Consider the following 13,593-nt stretch of genomic DNA (forward strand, 5'->3'; position numbering starts at 1 on the left):
GCCGCACCATGTCCGACGACGACATACCGCCGGGCGTCGGCGCCGCACTGCTGCGCCCCGGGGCCGAGGCGGTGACGGCGACCAGCACGCACACCGCCACGACGGACGCGCACCCGGCCGTGCGGAGCCTGCTGGACCGGACCGCGCCCGCGATGCGCTCGCTGTTCCACGGGCGCTGCCCGGAGGTCGTCCTGCTGTCGCGGGTCGCCGCCGAGGCGCGGGCGGCGCTCGTCGCCGAAGGCGTCCACGACCCAGGGCACGGACCGGGTCATCGAGCGCATGGGCCTGCTGCTGTCCGGGGCGGTGATCGCGGGCATCCTGCTGCGCGAGCCCGGCGATCCGGCGCACGAGCGCCCGATCCCGCCCTGCTCGTCGTGCGCACCCGCGCTCGACGCGCTCGGCGTGCGGGTCGTGGAGGCGCCCGCGCTGTGACGTCCCGTTTCCCCGCCCCGTCCTCCACGCCCTGACCGCGGCAGGCTGGTACGAGGGCGTCCGCCTGCCCGAGCACGAACTGCGGGCCTGGCTGCGCTCGTGGGGGGACCCGGCCGCGTACTTCCCGGCCCCCGTGACGGCCGTGCCGCGGGAGTTCGGCGGCATGGCCGTCCACCAGTACGGGCCGGGTGCGGACATGTCCCGGATGCCGTTTCGGATCGATCCCGGGGTCGGGCTCCACGCGGACCGGAGCCTGCGCGCCCACGGCGCGAGGTACGGCCCGGACCTGGTGCCCGTCGGGGAGTACGACCTGGGACGCGGGCGGCTCGCGATGGACGCCGAGGGCGCCGTCCACCTGTTCTGGGGCGACCTGTGGAAGGTCGCCGACTCCTTCGACGGCGCCCTGGTCGCCCTGGTCGAGGGCCGGCGCCCGAGGCGCCTCGACCCGGCCGCGCCGGCCCCGCTTCCCCCCGGCGAACCGGCGGACGAGGCCAGGGCCCGCGACCTGGCCCGCCACCGCGCCGTCCGGGGCGGCCCCCTCGGCGCGGTGGACGTCGTGCTCCGGGAGTTCGAGCTCGGCTGGCCGGCCTTCCCGGTCTTCGCCGACCCGGACCCGCTCGCGAACGTGGGCGCGGGCTGCCTGGTCGTGGACCGCCGCAACGGCCTCGTCACGCAGATGCCCGCCCTGCCCGCCGACCGCGTCCTGGACATGTACCGCGCGTGGTACCCGGCCCGCTGACGCGCCGGCGGCACGTCCCGCCGCCCGCGTCGCGGCGGCGCCGCGGCACCTCGCCCGGGCACCCCGCGCCCCGGGCACCCCGCGCCCCGGGCATCCCGCGCCCCGGGCACCCGGGGATCCGGGGCGCGGGCGGGGGTTCAGGCGTAGCGGTCGAACAGGGCCTGCAGGTAGTCCTCCAGGCGTTCCGTCAGCACGGCGGGCGTCAGGTCGGCGCGTCCCAGCTCGCGCCAGGGCTCGGCGACCTTCCGGGCGTCCGGGGCGAAGGCGAGGGCGTCCAGCAGCCGCCAGTACAGGTGGTCGCGGCCGGCGGCGAGGGTGCGGCCGCCGGCGGCGGTGTAGCGGTCGGCGAAGGCCAGGCCCGCCTCGGGGCCGTGCAGCAGGGCCAGGGCGGTGGAGCAGTGGGCGACGTCCAGGTCGGCCGGCCCCCAGGACGTCTCCACCCAGTCGACGACCCCGCTGACGGCCAGGTCGGCGCCCGCGCCGGTGAACAGCACGTTGCCGGGGTGGAAGTCGCGGTGCAGGAAGCAGGAGCGGTGCGCGGGCACCGCGCCGCCGATCACCTCCACCGCCCGCCGCCACAGCCCGGCGCGGGCGGTGCCCCCGGGCACCTCCACGCGCTCGGGGGCCGTCCACGCCTGCCAGGCGCGCGGCCGGTCCTCCTCGGCGACGTCGAGGGCGTGCACGGCGGCCAGCTGCGCGGCCAGCAGGCCCGCGCGCCGCCCCGCCCCGCCGTCCTCGGCCACCCGCACGGTGCCGGGCAGGTGCGTCATCAGCAGCGACGGGTGCTCGCACACCGCCCCCGACCCGTCCACCGCGCGCAGGCGCGCCGCCGGGACGCCGCCGCCCTCCAGCAGGCGCAGCACCGCCGCCTCGCGGGCCAGCAGCCCCGGGGCGTGGCGGCGGTAGAACGGCTTGACGAAGGAGCGCAGCACCAGCGCGTACGGGCCCGCGCCACCCGGGCGCTCCACGTCCACGCGGCGCATCCGCGAGGTCCACCCGCCGGTGAGCGCGCTCACCGCCGTGACGCGCTCACCGGGCGCGAGGAGCCCCTCCACCCACCGGCGCGTGCCGTCCCACCCCTGGCCCCAGTCCCCACCGTCGATCATGGACGGCAAGCCTACGCCCCCACCCCCGCCCGACCCGCCCCGGGCAGGACTGACGAAGAGTCAACTCCCGGGCAACCAGGGACAGAAGACCTCTATTCCGACAGGTGTCGAAGTTTGACAGGCGGGGCGCGCCCGGGGTTGGCTGGACGCCGATCCGCACCGCACCCAGGGGGAGGGGCCCGCCATGCCCAGGACCGTCGTCTTCGAGACCACCGGAGGACCGGAGGTACTGGCCGTACGCGAGCGCGCCCTGCCCGAACCCGGGCCCGGCGAACTGCGCCTGCGCGTGGCCGCGATCGGCCTCAACCGCGCCGAGGCCCTCTTCCGCGCCGGCACCTACCTGGAGCGGCCGCGCCTGCCCGCCACCCTCGGCTACGAGGCCAGCGGCACCGTGGAGGCCGTCGGCGAGGGCGTCACCGCCTTCGCGCCCGGCGACCGCGTCGATACCGTGCCCGCGTTCTCCCAGAACGACTACGGCGTCTACGGCACCCACGTCCTGGTCCCCGCCCGCGCCGCCGTCCCCCACCCCGCCGGCCTCACCCCCGCCCAGGGCGCCGCCGTGTGGATGCCCTACCTCACCGCCTACGGCGCCCTCGCCGAGGACGGCCACCTGCGCCCCGGCGACCACGTGCTGATCACCGCCGCCGCCTCCGGCGTGGGCCTGGCCGCCATCCGCACCGCCCGCCGCCTGGGCGCCCACCCGATCGCCACCACCCGCACCCGCGCCAAGGCCCGGCACCTGCTGGACGCCGGCGCCGCCGAGGTCGTCGTCACCGGCGAGGACGACCTCCTCGCCCGCGTCGACGCGGCCACCGGCGGATCCGGCGTGCGCACCGTCTTCGACCCCGTCGCCGGACCCGGCGTCCTGACCCTCGCCCGCACCCTGGCCCCCGGCGGACGCCTGACCGTCTACGGCCGCCTCGACCCCCGCGACACCCCGATGCCCGGCCAGGACACCTTCGCCCCCGTCACCAGCCGCTTCTTCTCCATGCACGAGGTCACCCGGGACGACGAACGCCTGCGCCGCGCCCACGCGTTCGTCACCGCCGGCCTGGCCGACGGCTCCTTCACCCCCGCCGTCGACCGCGTCTTCGAAGGCCTCGACACCGTCGCCGAGGCCCACCGCTACCTGGAGGCCGGCACCCAGATCGGCAAGATCGTCCTGGCCGTCGGCGACTGAACCGCCACCGGAGGCCGGCCCCCTGCCGGGGGCCGGCGGGCCCTCAGGCCCCCGGGGCCCGGCGGGCCTCCGCGTCGGCGGCGGCCACCACCGCCGCCAGCAGCCCCGGGAACCGCCGCTCCAACTCCTCGCTGCGCAGCGCGTTCATCTTGGTGGTGCCCACGTAGTACTGGCGCAGCAGCCCCGCCTCGCGCAGCACGCTGAAGTGGTGGCTGGAGGTCGAACGCCCCACCGGCAGGTCGAAGGAACCGCAGCTGAGATCGGCTCCCGAGTGCGCGAGCGTGCGCACCACCGTCCTGCGGGCCGGATCAGCGAGCGCCTCCAGCACCTGCTGGACGCTCACGTCCTCCACACCAGGGTGCACGATCACCCGCGCCGCCACGCGTGCCCGCCCCACACCCACCACCCCTTCCCAACACTCGACCCCCGTCTGTCCGACAGTCAAAAACCGCGCCGTGTGCGCGACTTCACGAGCACGACGCTACCAGGGACGATCGCCCGGCCCCCGGCCTCCGCCCCCGGGAGGCGCGCCGGACCCCCGGACCGCCCCCGCGCCCCACCCGCCGCCCACACCCACCGCAACACCCGCGCAACACGCCCCGCCGCCCGGCACGGGGGCCGGCCGCGGACCGCGCGGGAGCGCCGGGCACGACGGCGCGCGGCCGAGGACGGCCGGGAAGGAGGGGATGCGCGGCGCGGCACGGCGGGGGAGGGACGCGGCGCCGGGGAGGGCCCCGTGACGGACCGCCGAGGACCGCCCGGGCACCACCGGGCACGACGGTGCGCGGCCGAGGACGGCCGGAAGAGAGGAGGCGCGTCGTGGCGGGCGGCACGGGGGAGAGGCCCCGCAAAGGGCCGCCGAGGACGACCGGGGACCGCCGAAGACCGCCGGGCACGACGGCGCGCGGCCCGGGACGGCGGCCGGAAGGAGAGGGCCCGCGAAGACAGGCGGCGTGCCCCGCCGGACCGGGGACCGGCGGGGCACGCCGCAGCGGCACAACGGCAGCGGCAGGCGCGGGCGCAGGCGCGGGGCCCCGGGCTCAGGCCGCGCGCACCGGGGCCGGCGCCGCCCGGGCCAGGCGGGTCAGCGCCAGCGGCTCGAAGATCCCCATCAGCACCGGGTCCACCGCCCGCACCGCCGCCGGCGCCGGCGCCGCCGGCACGGGGGAGCGCAGCATCGCCAGGTAGAGCTCCTGGGTCTCGGCGGCCGGGTCGATGCCCAGCTCCTCGGCCAGCACCTGGCGCAGCTGCTGGTAGCAGCGCAGCGCCTCCGCCCGGTTGCCGGAGGCGGCCAGCGCCTCCATCCGGCAGCGGTAGGCGCTCTCCCGGAACGGCGCCCGGCGCACCGCCTCGTCCGCCCAGCGCAGCGCGTGGTGCTCCTCGCCCAGCGCCGACGCCGCCAGGCTCGCGGTCTCCAACGCGCTGATGCGCAGCTCCTCCACGTGCTCGCGCACCCCCTGCGCCCACTCGCCCTCGTGGTCGGGCAGGAACGCCCCGCGCAGGTTCGCCAGCGCCCCCGCGGCCAGCTGCTGCGCCACCGCGTGGCCGCCCGCGGCCAGCGCCTCGCCGGCCTCGCCGACCGCCGAGGCCGCCGCCTCCAGGTCCACCGCCGCGTCCGCGGGCAGCCGCAGCACGTACCGCCCGCCCTGGGAGATCAGCGGGGTCGCACCGGGCCCCTGCCCCGGATCGGTGACGAACGCCCGCACCCGGCTCACCACGCTGCGCAGCGCGGAGGCCCAGGTGTCGGGCAGGCCGTCGGGCCAGATGGTGTCGGCCAGCTGGTCGCGGCTGGTGCCGCTGGAGCGCTCCAGCACCAGGCGGGCGAACGCCACCTGGGCCTGGGCGCTGGACAGGTGCTGCGGGGCGCCGTCCTCGTGCTCGACGGCCACCAGACCGGTCAGGCGGATCAGCATGCGCGGGCCCCCGATCTACCGGACGGACCGTCTTCCCTGAAGCCTTTCAACACGAGCTCCAACCCCCTCGAGCCAAAGCGGAAGTGACGGCCCGTTCCGGCCGTCGGCGTGGGAAATTGCGGATCGGAACAATAAACCGCCGACCAGCCGTTCGGTTTCGGCGGATTTCGACCATACATTCGCCGCATCGCGCGGTGTCAACACCGGTTGCGGAAACATACCCACCGGCCGGTCAATGCGTCGTGGACGCAAGGTTTCCGCACGTCAGAGCGTTCCCGCAGGCCAGGAAAGCGCCTATTGCGGACGCCTTGCGCATCCTGCCGTAGAAATGTAGCCATCCTTGAGCACCCCGCGTGAAGGCTTCGAGAAACACCCCGAGCCGCGAAAAGCCCCGAACAACCGCGAAACAGCCGCACGCAACCGCGAAACAGCCGCGAACAACCGTGAAAAGCCGTGAACACCGTGACGCCGTGAAGGAGAAACCCGTGAACGCCACCGGAGCATGGGACCGCCTGGAGCCGAAGCTCGCCGCAACGAACGCCCGCGTGGCCGCACTGGAGTCCGACCCCTCCCGGCGCAACAGCTTCGTCGCCTACACCATGGAACGCGACAGCGCCTACTGCGACCTCGACGGCGAGCGCCTGCTCATGATGTCCGGCTACAGCTACCTCGGCCTGGCCGGCGACGAACGCGTCGTGGCCGCCGCCAAGGCCGCCGTCGACGTCTACGGCACCGGCAACCACGGCGTGCGCGCCCTGGCCGGCACCATCCCCCTGCACGAGGAACTCGAAGCCGAGGTCGCCCGCTTCGCCGGCCGCGAACGCGCCCTGGTCTTCGGCTCCGGCTACGCCGCCAACGTCGGCACCGTCGGCGCCCTCGTCGGCCAGGGCGACACCGTCCTGATCGACAAGTACGACCACGCCTCCATCGTCGACGGCTGCCGCCTGTCGGGTGCCACCGTCACCCGCTTCCGCCACAACGACGTCGACCACCTCGAGCGCCGCCTCAAGGCCGCCGCCCCCACCGGCGTGCGCCTGGTCATCGTCGACAGCGTCTACTCCATGGACGGCGACATCGCCCCGCTGCCCGAACTGCGCGAGGTCTGCGACCGCTACGACGCCCTCCTCATGGTCGACGAGGCCCACGCCCTGGGCGTCATCGGCAAGACCGGCGGCGGCATCGAGGAGCACTTCGACCACAAGGTCCGCGTCGACGTCAAACTCGGCACCCTCTCCAAGGCCATCCCCTCCATGGGCGGCTGGATCGCCGGCAGCCACGACCTCATCGGCCACCTGCGCTACGCCGCCCGCCCGTTCCTGTTCTCCGCCGCCCTCGGCCCCGCCCAGACCGGCGCCGCCCTGGAGTCCCTGCGCATCCTGCGCCGCGAACCCGAGCGCGTCACCCACACCCAGACCCAGGCCCAGCGCCTGCGCACCCGCCTCAACGACGCCGGCATCTCCACCATGGACTCCACCACCGCCGTCCTGCCCGTCATCGCCGGCAGCGACGACGCCGCCTACGACTACGCCACCGCCTGCCGCAAGGCCGGCGTCATCGGCCTGCCCGTCGTCACCCCCGCCGTGCCCAACGACCTCGCCCGGCTGCGCATCGCCGTCACCGCCCGCCACACCGCCGCCGACATCGACTTCGCCGCCGAGGCGTTCCTGACCGCCGCCGCCCAGACCGGCCTGATCTGACCCGCCCGGCCCGACCGATCCGGCCCGCCCCGCCCGCCTGATCCGGCCGGCCCGGACCAGCCCGCCCCGCCCCCGCTGCCACCGCCGGGCCGCCCGCGCGACCGCGCTAAGGAGACGAAGCCATGGCCCCCCACCACCGGCCGCCGATCGCCGTCACCGGCCTCGGCGTGGTCAGCCCCGCCGGCCACACCGTCGAGGACCTCTGGCGCACCGTCGCCTCCGGGCGCTCCACCGCCACCGCCCTCACCGACCCCGCCCTGGCCCGCCACCGGGTGCGCCTGGGCTGCAGGGTCACCGACCTGCCCGACAACGACCTCGTCCCCGCCAAGGACGCCCGCCGCCTGGACCCGTTCGCCCACTACGGCACCCTCGCCGCGCTCGCCGCCCACGCCGACGCCGGACGCCCCGAACCCGAACCCGGGCGCAGCGCCATCGTGGTGGGCACCGCCGTGGGCGGACGCACCACCAGCGACCGCGAGTCCGCGCTGTACACCGAGCACGGGCCGCTGCGGGTCTCCCCGCTGATGCCGCTGGTCACCATGCCCAACGCGGCCGCCGCCCAGATCGCGATGCGCCTGCACTGGAACGGGCCGGCCCTGACGATCGCCACCACCTGCGCCTCCGGTGCGGACGCGATCGGCCACGGCGCCCTGCTGCTGGAGACCGGGCGCGCCGACGTGGTGATCGCCGGCGGCTGCGAGGCCACCCTCACCCCCGTCACCCTGGCCGCGTTCGGCAACCTCGGCGCGCACTCCCTGCGCAACGACGAACCCGGGCGCGCCTCACGGCCCTTCGACACCGACCGCGACGGCTTCGTGATGGGCGAGGGCGCCGGCTTCCTCGTCCTGGAACGCCTGGACGACGCCCGGGCCCGCGGCCGCACCCCGTACGCGCTGCTCGCCGGGTACGGCGCGAGCGCGGACGCCTACCACCTGTCCAACCCGCGCCCCGACGGCGCCGGCGCGGTGGCCGCGATGCGCGCCGCCCTCGCCGACGCGGCCCTCGCGCCCGGCGACATCGCCCACGTCAACGCCCACGGCACCTCCACCGTGCACAACGACCGGGCCGAGGCCGCCGCCCTGCGCGCCGTGTTCGGCCCCCACGGCGTGCCGGTCACCTCCACCAAGGGCGCCATCGGCCACCTGATCGGCGCCGCCGGCGCCGTCGAGCTGATCGCCGCCATCGAGGCCATGAACGCCCGCACCGTCCCTCCCACCGCCAACCACGAGAAGACCGAAGAGGGCCTGGACCTCGACGTCGTGCACACCGCGCCGCGCCCGGTGCGCGCCGGCGCGGCCCTGTCCAACTCGTTCGGCTTCGGCGGCCACAACACGACCCTGGTGGTGACCCCGCTATGACCGCACCCACGACCACACCCGCCGCACAAGCCGCACAGGCCGCCCCCGCCGTACCCGCCGTGCCCGTGACCGCGCCCGCCGGTCCGGTGTCGCGCACCCGCCTGCACGTCACCGACCGGGACCTGGCCGCCTACCGGGCCGCGGCCCGGGCCCGCCTGGGCGCCCCCGCCCGCGCCGGGGCCGGCCCCGCGCACCCCTTCGTCGCCGCCCACGCCCTCGCCCAGCACACCGTCGGCGCGCTGACCGCCGGCGACCACGGGTTCACCGGCGTGGTCCACCTCGCCCAGGAGATCCGCACCCACGCCCCGCTCACGGCGGGGGACGTCGACGTCGCCGTCGAGGTCGCCGCCGTGCGCCGCGAGGCCCGCGGCACCCGCCTGGCCCTGACCACCCGCCTCACCGACGCGGCCACCGGCGCCCCGCTCGCCGACCTCGCCACCGCCGCGCTCCTGCTGGGCGCCACCGGTGCCGAGCCGTACGGCGCCCTGCCGCCGGCCGCCCACCCCGGCTCCGTGCCCGACGGCCCGCCCCTGGTCCTCACCCATGTGCTGGACGCCGGCGACACCCGCGCCTACGCCCACGCCTCCGGCGACCTCAACCCCATCCACCTCGACGACGACGCCGCCCGCGCGGCCGGCTTCCCCGGCGTCATCGCCCACGGCATGCACCTGGTGGCGCTGGCCGCCGAGGAGATCACCGACCGCCACGCCGGCGGCGACCCCGCCCGCGTCACCGCGCTCGGCGCCCGCTTCGCCGCCCCCACCCGCCCCGGCACCGAACTGCGCCTGACCCTCCAGCCCCACGACCGGGGCACCGTGGTGCGCTTCACCATCGCCACCGAGGCCGGCACCGCCGTCAAGGCCGGCTGGGCGCGCATCGCACCGGCGGGGGAGTGAACGCCATGACCACCACCCCCACCACGGCCCCGTTCGGCCGCCCCGTCCAGGACACCGCGCTGCCGCCGCTCGCCCTGCCCGACGCGTTCACCGCCCACGCCCGCACCCGCCCCGACGCCCCCGCCCTGCTCTGGCACGACCAGAGCGTCAGCTACCGGGAGCTCGCGCAGGCCGCCGACGCCGAACGCGCCCGCCTGAACGCCCTCGACCTGGCACCGGGCGAACCGGTGGGCCTGTACGCCGTCAAGTCACCCGCCGCGGTCGCCCTGGTGCTGGCCTGCCTGATGGAGCGCCGCCCCTTCCTGCTGCCCTCCCCGCAGCTCGCCCCCGCCCTGCTGGCCGCCCTCTTCGCCCAGGCCGGCGCGCGGCGCCTGCTCGCCCCCCTGGGCCAGGACGCCCCCCGGCTGCCCGCCCTGCCCCACCCCGCCCCGGTGCCCACCCTCGCGGCCGGCACCTCCTTCATGCTCACCACCTCCGGCTCCACCGACCTGCCCAAGATCGTCCCCCTCGCGCAGGGCGCCGTCGACCGCTTCACCGCCTGGGCCCACGACACCTTCGACCTCGGCCCCGGCCGCACCGTCGCCAACTACGCGCCCCTCAACTTCGACCTCGCCCTGCTCGACGTGTGGGCCACCCTCGCCGCCGGCGGCACCTGCCTGCTCATCGACCCCGCCCACGCCCTCAACGCCCGCCACCTGCTCGCCCAGCTCATCCGCCACCGCCCCCACGTCCTGCAGGCCGTCCCCCTCGCCTACGCCCTGCTCGTCCAGGCCGCCGCCGGCGCCCACGTCCTGGACAGCGTCGAGCACGCCGCGTTCACCGGCGACGCCATCGACGCCCGCACCCTCGCCGCCCTGCCCGCCCTGCTGCCCGGCGCCGAGCTGTACAACATCTACGGCTGCACCGAGACCAACGACAGCTTCCTGCACCGCCTGGACCGCCTGGACGCCGCCGCCGCCCTGCCCGTGCCCATCGGCACCCCGCTGCCCGGCGTACGCACCCTGGTCGCCACCGCCGACGGCACCCCCCTGGACGGCCCCGGCAGCGGCGAACTCTACGTCTCCACCCCCTTCCAGGCCGCCGGCTACCTCGACCGCTCCCGCGACACCGGACGCTTCACCACCCAGCCCGAAGGCGCCGGCGAAGGCCGCCGCTGGTTCCGCACCGGCGACCTCGTCACCCGCGACGAGACCGGACGCGTCCACCTCACCGGCCGCGCCGACTTCCAGGTCAAGGTCCGCGGCGTCGCCGTCAACACCGCCGAGATCGAACGCGTCCTGCTCGCCCACCCCGACGTGCGCGAAGCCGCCGTCGCCGCCGCCAGCGACCCGCTCACCGGCAAACGCCTGCACGCCGCCGTCCAGCGCACCCCCGGCTCCACCCTCAACAGCCTCGTCCTGCGCGAGCACCTGGCCCGCAACCTGCCACGCGCCGCCGTCCCCGAGAAGCTCGCCATCCACGACGCCCCCCTGCCCAAGACCGCCACCGGCAAGGTCGACCGCAAGGCCGTCCTGCCCGCCCCGTAACACCCCGCACCACCCGCACCGCCACCCAACCCAAACCAGCGGCCACCAGGCCACCGACGCAAGGGAGTTGCCGACATGAGCAACATCGCCCAGATCAAGCGGTTCCTCATCGACGAGTTCCTGCCCGACATCACCCCCGACCAGCTCGCCGACGACCACGACCTGCTCTCCGACGGCGTCATCGACAGCCTCGGCGTCCTCAAACTCATCGCCTGGGTCGAGGACCACTTCACCCTCCCCGTCGACGACACCGACCTCGACCCCAACAACTTCCGCTCGGTGGCCGCCATCGACGCCTTCATCACCGAACGCCGCACCACCGCCGCCACCGCCACCGCCGCCACCGCCGCCGGCGTCACCGTGGGCGGCTGACAGCCATGCACCAGGCCCTCACCGCGCTCCTCGCCGCCCGCCCCGTCGACCTGGCGGCCTGGCGCTCGTGGTGGGACCAGCTCGAACACCGCACCCTGGGCCCGGCCGACAGCGACCGGGCCCAGGCAGCGGCCCTGCTGGCCGCCCTCACCACCCGCCTGCCCGACCCCGACACCCTCACCGCCCTGCACACCTCGCTCACCGAACGCACCCCCGACCCCGGCCCCGCCCACCCCGGCAGCGTCAACATCGTCGGCACCGGCGGCGGACCCGCCACCTTCAACCTCTCCACCGCCGCCGCCCTCACCGCCGCCGCCATCGGCATCCCCGTCGTCAAGACCGGCTCCCGCGCCTACACCAGCGCCGCCGGCTCCGTCGACCTCCTCGAACGCCTCGGCATCACCCTCACCTCCAGCCACACCGCCACCGCCGACCACCTCGCCCGCCACAACATCGCCTTCGCCGGCCCCCACGTCTACCCGCCCGCCCTCACCCGCCTCGCCCGCACCCTCTACCCGCTCACCCTCAAACCCTTCGGCGCGTTCCTCAACACCCTCGGCCCCCTGCTCGCCACCGTCCCCGTCACCGCCCAGCTCACCGGCACCGCCACCCCCACCGCCGTCGCCGCCCTGCGCCCCCTGGCCGCCAACACCACCACCCGCACCGTGTGGCTCGCCCACAACAGCGCCGGCGCCGACGAACTCCTGCCCTTCGCCGACAACACCCTCCACACCCCCGACGGCGACATCCACCTGCCCGCCGGCGCCGTCGCCCCCGCCGAAGGCACCCTCGCCGACCTCGCCCCCCACCCCCACGACCTCACCGGCCACTTCCTACGCGCCCTCGCCGGCCGCGCCGGAACCACCGCCACCCACACCATCGCCCTCAACGCCGCCGCCCTCGCCCTCGCCTCCGGCCGCCACACCCGCTGGCACACCGCCTACACCACCGCCCTGGACGCCCTCGCCGACGGCGCCCCCCACGCCCTGGCCACGCGCCTGGCCACCCGCCCCAGGGAGACCGCCGGTGTCTGAACCCCTCTTCCCCCGCGACGACCTGGGCCTGGCGCTCTTCCTCAACGCCGGCGACCCCGCCGGCCGCCTCACCGACCTCGCGCTCATGCTCGACGACCAGCGCGTCGACGTCCTCGAACTCGCCGTCCCCTTCCCCGACTCGCCCACCGACGGCCCCGTCATCCGCCGCTCCGCCACCCGCGCCCTGACGGCCGGCACCACCCTGGACACCGTCCTCGCCGAACTCGCCGACCTCACCCCCCGCCTGACCCACCTCAAGGTCGCCCTGCTCGCCGACTGGAGCCACAGCCTGCGCCACCGCGACCCCACCGCCACCGCCACCGCCATCCGCGACGCCGGAGCCCGCGCCCTGCTCGTCCACGCCCTGCCCCCGCGCCTGCGCCCCGCCTGGCAGCACGCCCTGCACCACACCGGCCTGCCCCAGGTCACCACCTGCTACCCCGCCTCCACCCCCGAGGTCCTCACCGCCGCCGCCCACGGCGCCACCGACGCCTACGTCTACCTCGTCGCCCACTACGGCCGCTCCGGCACCACCCCCGCACACGGCCACCGCGCCCTCGCCGACACCGTCACCGCGCTGCGCACCGCCGCCCCCGCGACCCCCGTCGCCGTCGGCTTCGGCGTCAAGGCCGCCGCCGACCTGGCCGCCGTCGCCGCCGCCGGAGCCGACGCCGCGATCGTCGGCTCCGCCGCCGTCGCCCGCGTCGAGCACGCGCTGACCGAACGCCTCGACCCCGTCGACGAGTTGCGCGCCTACCTCACCGACCTCCGCCCCCGCCCCGCCCTCCCGGAGCGGCCCGGCGGACCCCGCACCACCCCCCGCACCACCGGCACCACCCCCGGCACCACCGGCACCACCCCCGGCACCACCGGCACCCGCACCACCCCCGCCGGCACCACGACCCGAGAGGAACAACCCGCATGCTGATCCGCGACCTGGCCGACGTGAAGACCGTCGAGTGGGGCAACGGCCTGTCCCGCCGCTTCCTGGTGGAGAGCGACGGCCTCGGCTACAGCCTCACCGACACCGTCGTCAACGCCGGCACCAAGTCCCGCCTGGAGTACCGCAACCACCTCGAGGCCTGCTACTGCATCGCCGGCTCCGGCGAGGTCATCGACATGGACGGCACCTCCCACCCCATCACCCCCGGACGCCTCTACGCCCTCGACGAGCACGACGCCCACTACCTCGTCGCCAGCCCCGAGGAGGACCTGCGCCTGGTGTGCGTCTTCTCCCCGGCCCTGCGCGGCGACGAGGTCCACCAGCTCGACGCCCACTCCTCCTCCGCCTACTAGGCCCCGAGCCCAGAGGCACCCCGCGCCCCCACCGGGGCCCGCCG

Annotated in this window: 13 protein-coding genes and 2 pseudogenes; 12 read left to right on the forward strand and 3 right to left on the reverse strand. The window is 76.3% G+C overall.

All coding sequences use genetic code 11. The annotated features are described in order from the left end of the window. Window positions 1-8: 8 nt before the first annotated feature. The 3 genes and pseudogenes from AMK13_RS46505 to AMK13_RS38735 form a co-directional block, all read left to right on the forward strand. A pseudogene (locus AMK13_RS46505) lies at window positions 9-200 on the forward strand (YwqJ-related putative deaminase); the annotation flags it as partial. Window positions 201-279: 79 nt separating this feature from the next. Further along, on the forward strand, window positions 280-432 hold the full coding sequence (locus AMK13_RS45620; protein ID WP_241853218.1) for a hypothetical protein: 153 nt from the start codon (window positions 280-282) through the stop codon (window positions 430-432). A gap of 19 nt (window positions 433-451) precedes the next feature. Beyond that, window positions 452-1,171: pseudogene (locus tag AMK13_RS38735) on the forward strand (SUKH-3 domain-containing protein); the annotation flags it as partial. 137 nt (window positions 1,172-1,308) lie between these two features. On the opposite strand, the gene AMK13_RS38740 reads toward AMK13_RS38735, so the two are convergent. After that, window positions 1,309-2,277, reverse strand: a complete 969-nt coding sequence (locus AMK13_RS38740; protein ID WP_074006262.1) for a phosphotransferase family protein — start codon at window positions 2,275-2,277, stop codon at window positions 1,309-1,311. 184 nt (window positions 2,278-2,461) lie between these two features. Here AMK13_RS38740 and AMK13_RS38745 point away from each other — a divergent pair, with 184 nt between their 5' ends. Next, on the forward strand, window positions 2,462-3,457 hold the full coding sequence (locus tag AMK13_RS38745; RefSeq protein WP_074006263.1) for a zinc-dependent alcohol dehydrogenase family protein: 996 nt from the start codon (window positions 2,462-2,464) through the stop codon (window positions 3,455-3,457). Between the two features lie 43 nt (window positions 3,458-3,500). On the opposite strand, the gene AMK13_RS38750 is transcribed toward AMK13_RS38745, so the two are convergent. Together AMK13_RS38750 and AMK13_RS38755 are read right to left on the reverse strand one after the other, a co-directional pair. Then, window positions 3,501-3,800, reverse strand: a complete 300-nt coding sequence (locus tag AMK13_RS38750) for an ArsR/SmtB family transcription factor (protein WP_375874208.1) — start codon at window positions 3,798-3,800, stop codon at window positions 3,501-3,503. A 697-nt stretch (window positions 3,801-4,497) separates the two neighbouring features. After that, window positions 4,498-5,370: an AfsR/SARP family transcriptional regulator gene (locus AMK13_RS38755; RefSeq protein ID WP_049659476.1), complete on the reverse strand. Its 873-nt coding sequence runs from the start codon at window positions 5,368-5,370 to the stop codon at window positions 4,498-4,500. A 485-nt stretch (window positions 5,371-5,855) separates the two neighbouring features. On the opposite strand from AMK13_RS38755, the gene AMK13_RS38760 reads away from it, so the two are divergent. The 8 genes from AMK13_RS38760 (at window position 5,856) to AMK13_RS38795 (ending at window position 13,549) form a co-directional block, all read left to right on the forward strand. Then, complete coding sequence (locus tag AMK13_RS38760; protein ID WP_049659474.1) at window positions 5,856-7,067, forward strand: aminotransferase class I/II-fold pyridoxal phosphate-dependent enzyme; 1,212 nt, start codon at window positions 5,856-5,858, stop codon at window positions 7,065-7,067. Between the two features lie 122 nt (window positions 7,068-7,189). Further along, window positions 7,190-8,425 carry a beta-ketoacyl-[acyl-carrier-protein] synthase family protein gene (locus AMK13_RS38765; RefSeq protein ID WP_074006264.1) on the forward strand — a complete coding sequence of 412 codons (1,236 nt, stop codon included), beginning with the start codon at window positions 7,190-7,192 and terminating at the stop codon, window positions 8,423-8,425. Beyond that, on the forward strand, window positions 8,422-9,321 hold the full coding sequence (locus AMK13_RS38770) for a MaoC family dehydratase (protein ID WP_074006265.1): 900 nt from the start codon (window positions 8,422-8,424) through the stop codon (window positions 9,319-9,321). Before AMK13_RS38765 ends, AMK13_RS38770 begins: the two co-directional genes overlap by 4 nt. A 5-nt stretch (window positions 9,322-9,326) precedes the next feature. Next, window positions 9,327-10,847, forward strand: a complete 1,521-nt coding sequence (locus tag AMK13_RS38775; RefSeq protein ID WP_079272907.1) for an AMP-binding protein — start codon at window positions 9,327-9,329, stop codon at window positions 10,845-10,847. A gap of 75 nt (window positions 10,848-10,922) precedes the next feature. Beyond that, the gene (locus tag AMK13_RS38780) at window positions 10,923-11,219 is read left to right on the forward strand and encodes an acyl carrier protein (protein WP_074006266.1); all 297 of its coding nucleotides are present in this window, start codon (window positions 10,923-10,925) and stop codon (window positions 11,217-11,219) included. A 5-nt stretch (window positions 11,220-11,224) separates the two neighbouring features. Next, window positions 11,225-12,253 (forward strand): hypothetical protein, encoded by a 1,029-nt coding sequence (locus AMK13_RS38785; protein ID WP_074006267.1) that lies wholly within the window; start codon window positions 11,225-11,227, stop codon window positions 12,251-12,253. Beyond that, window positions 12,246-13,181 (forward strand): tryptophan synthase subunit alpha, encoded by a 936-nt coding sequence (gene trpA / locus AMK13_RS38790; RefSeq protein WP_074006268.1) that lies wholly within the window; start codon window positions 12,246-12,248, stop codon window positions 13,179-13,181. Before AMK13_RS38785 ends, trpA begins: the two co-directional genes overlap by 8 nt. Next, complete coding sequence (locus AMK13_RS38795; protein WP_049656703.1) at window positions 13,175-13,549, forward strand: ectoine synthase; 375 nt, start codon at window positions 13,175-13,177, stop codon at window positions 13,547-13,549. The genes trpA and AMK13_RS38795 overlap by 7 nt, the downstream gene beginning before the upstream one ends. Window positions 13,550-13,593 lie beyond the last annotated feature (44 nt).

The sequence above is a fragment of the Streptomyces sp. CB02056 genome, assembly GCF_001905545.1.
In the GTDB taxonomy this organism is placed as follows: Bacteria; Actinomycetota; Actinomycetes; order Streptomycetales; family Streptomycetaceae; genus Kitasatospora.

What these genes read in the sequence shown, in the direction of transcription:
- AMK13_RS45620 (WP_241853218.1), top strand. Translation starts at nt 280, where the DNA reads ATGGGCCTGCTGCTGTCCGGGGCGGTGATCGCGGGCATCCTGCTGCGC.
- AMK13_RS38740 (WP_074006262.1), bottom strand. Translation starts at nt 2,277, where the DNA reads ATGATCGACGGTGGGGACTGGGGCCAGGGGTGGGACGGCACGCGCCGG.
- AMK13_RS38745 (WP_074006263.1), top strand. Translation starts at nt 2,462, where the DNA reads ATGCCCAGGACCGTCGTCTTCGAGACCACCGGAGGACCGGAGGTACTG.
- AMK13_RS38755 (WP_049659476.1), bottom strand. Translation starts at nt 5,370, where the DNA reads ATGCTGATCCGCCTGACCGGTCTGGTGGCCGTCGAGCACGAGGACGGC.
- AMK13_RS38765 (WP_074006264.1), top strand. Translation starts at nt 7,190, where the DNA reads ATGGCCCCCCACCACCGGCCGCCGATCGCCGTCACCGGCCTCGGCGTG.
- AMK13_RS38770 (WP_074006265.1), top strand. Translation starts at nt 8,422, where the DNA reads ATGACCGCACCCACGACCACACCCGCCGCACAAGCCGCACAGGCCGCC.
- AMK13_RS38775 (WP_079272907.1), top strand. Translation starts at nt 9,327, where the DNA reads ATGACCACCACCCCCACCACGGCCCCGTTCGGCCGCCCCGTCCAGGAC.
- AMK13_RS38780 (WP_074006266.1), top strand. Translation starts at nt 10,923, where the DNA reads ATGAGCAACATCGCCCAGATCAAGCGGTTCCTCATCGACGAGTTCCTG.
- AMK13_RS38785 (WP_074006267.1), top strand. Translation starts at nt 11,225, where the DNA reads ATGCACCAGGCCCTCACCGCGCTCCTCGCCGCCCGCCCCGTCGACCTG.
- AMK13_RS38795 (WP_049656703.1), top strand. Translation starts at nt 13,175, where the DNA reads ATGCTGATCCGCGACCTGGCCGACGTGAAGACCGTCGAGTGGGGCAAC.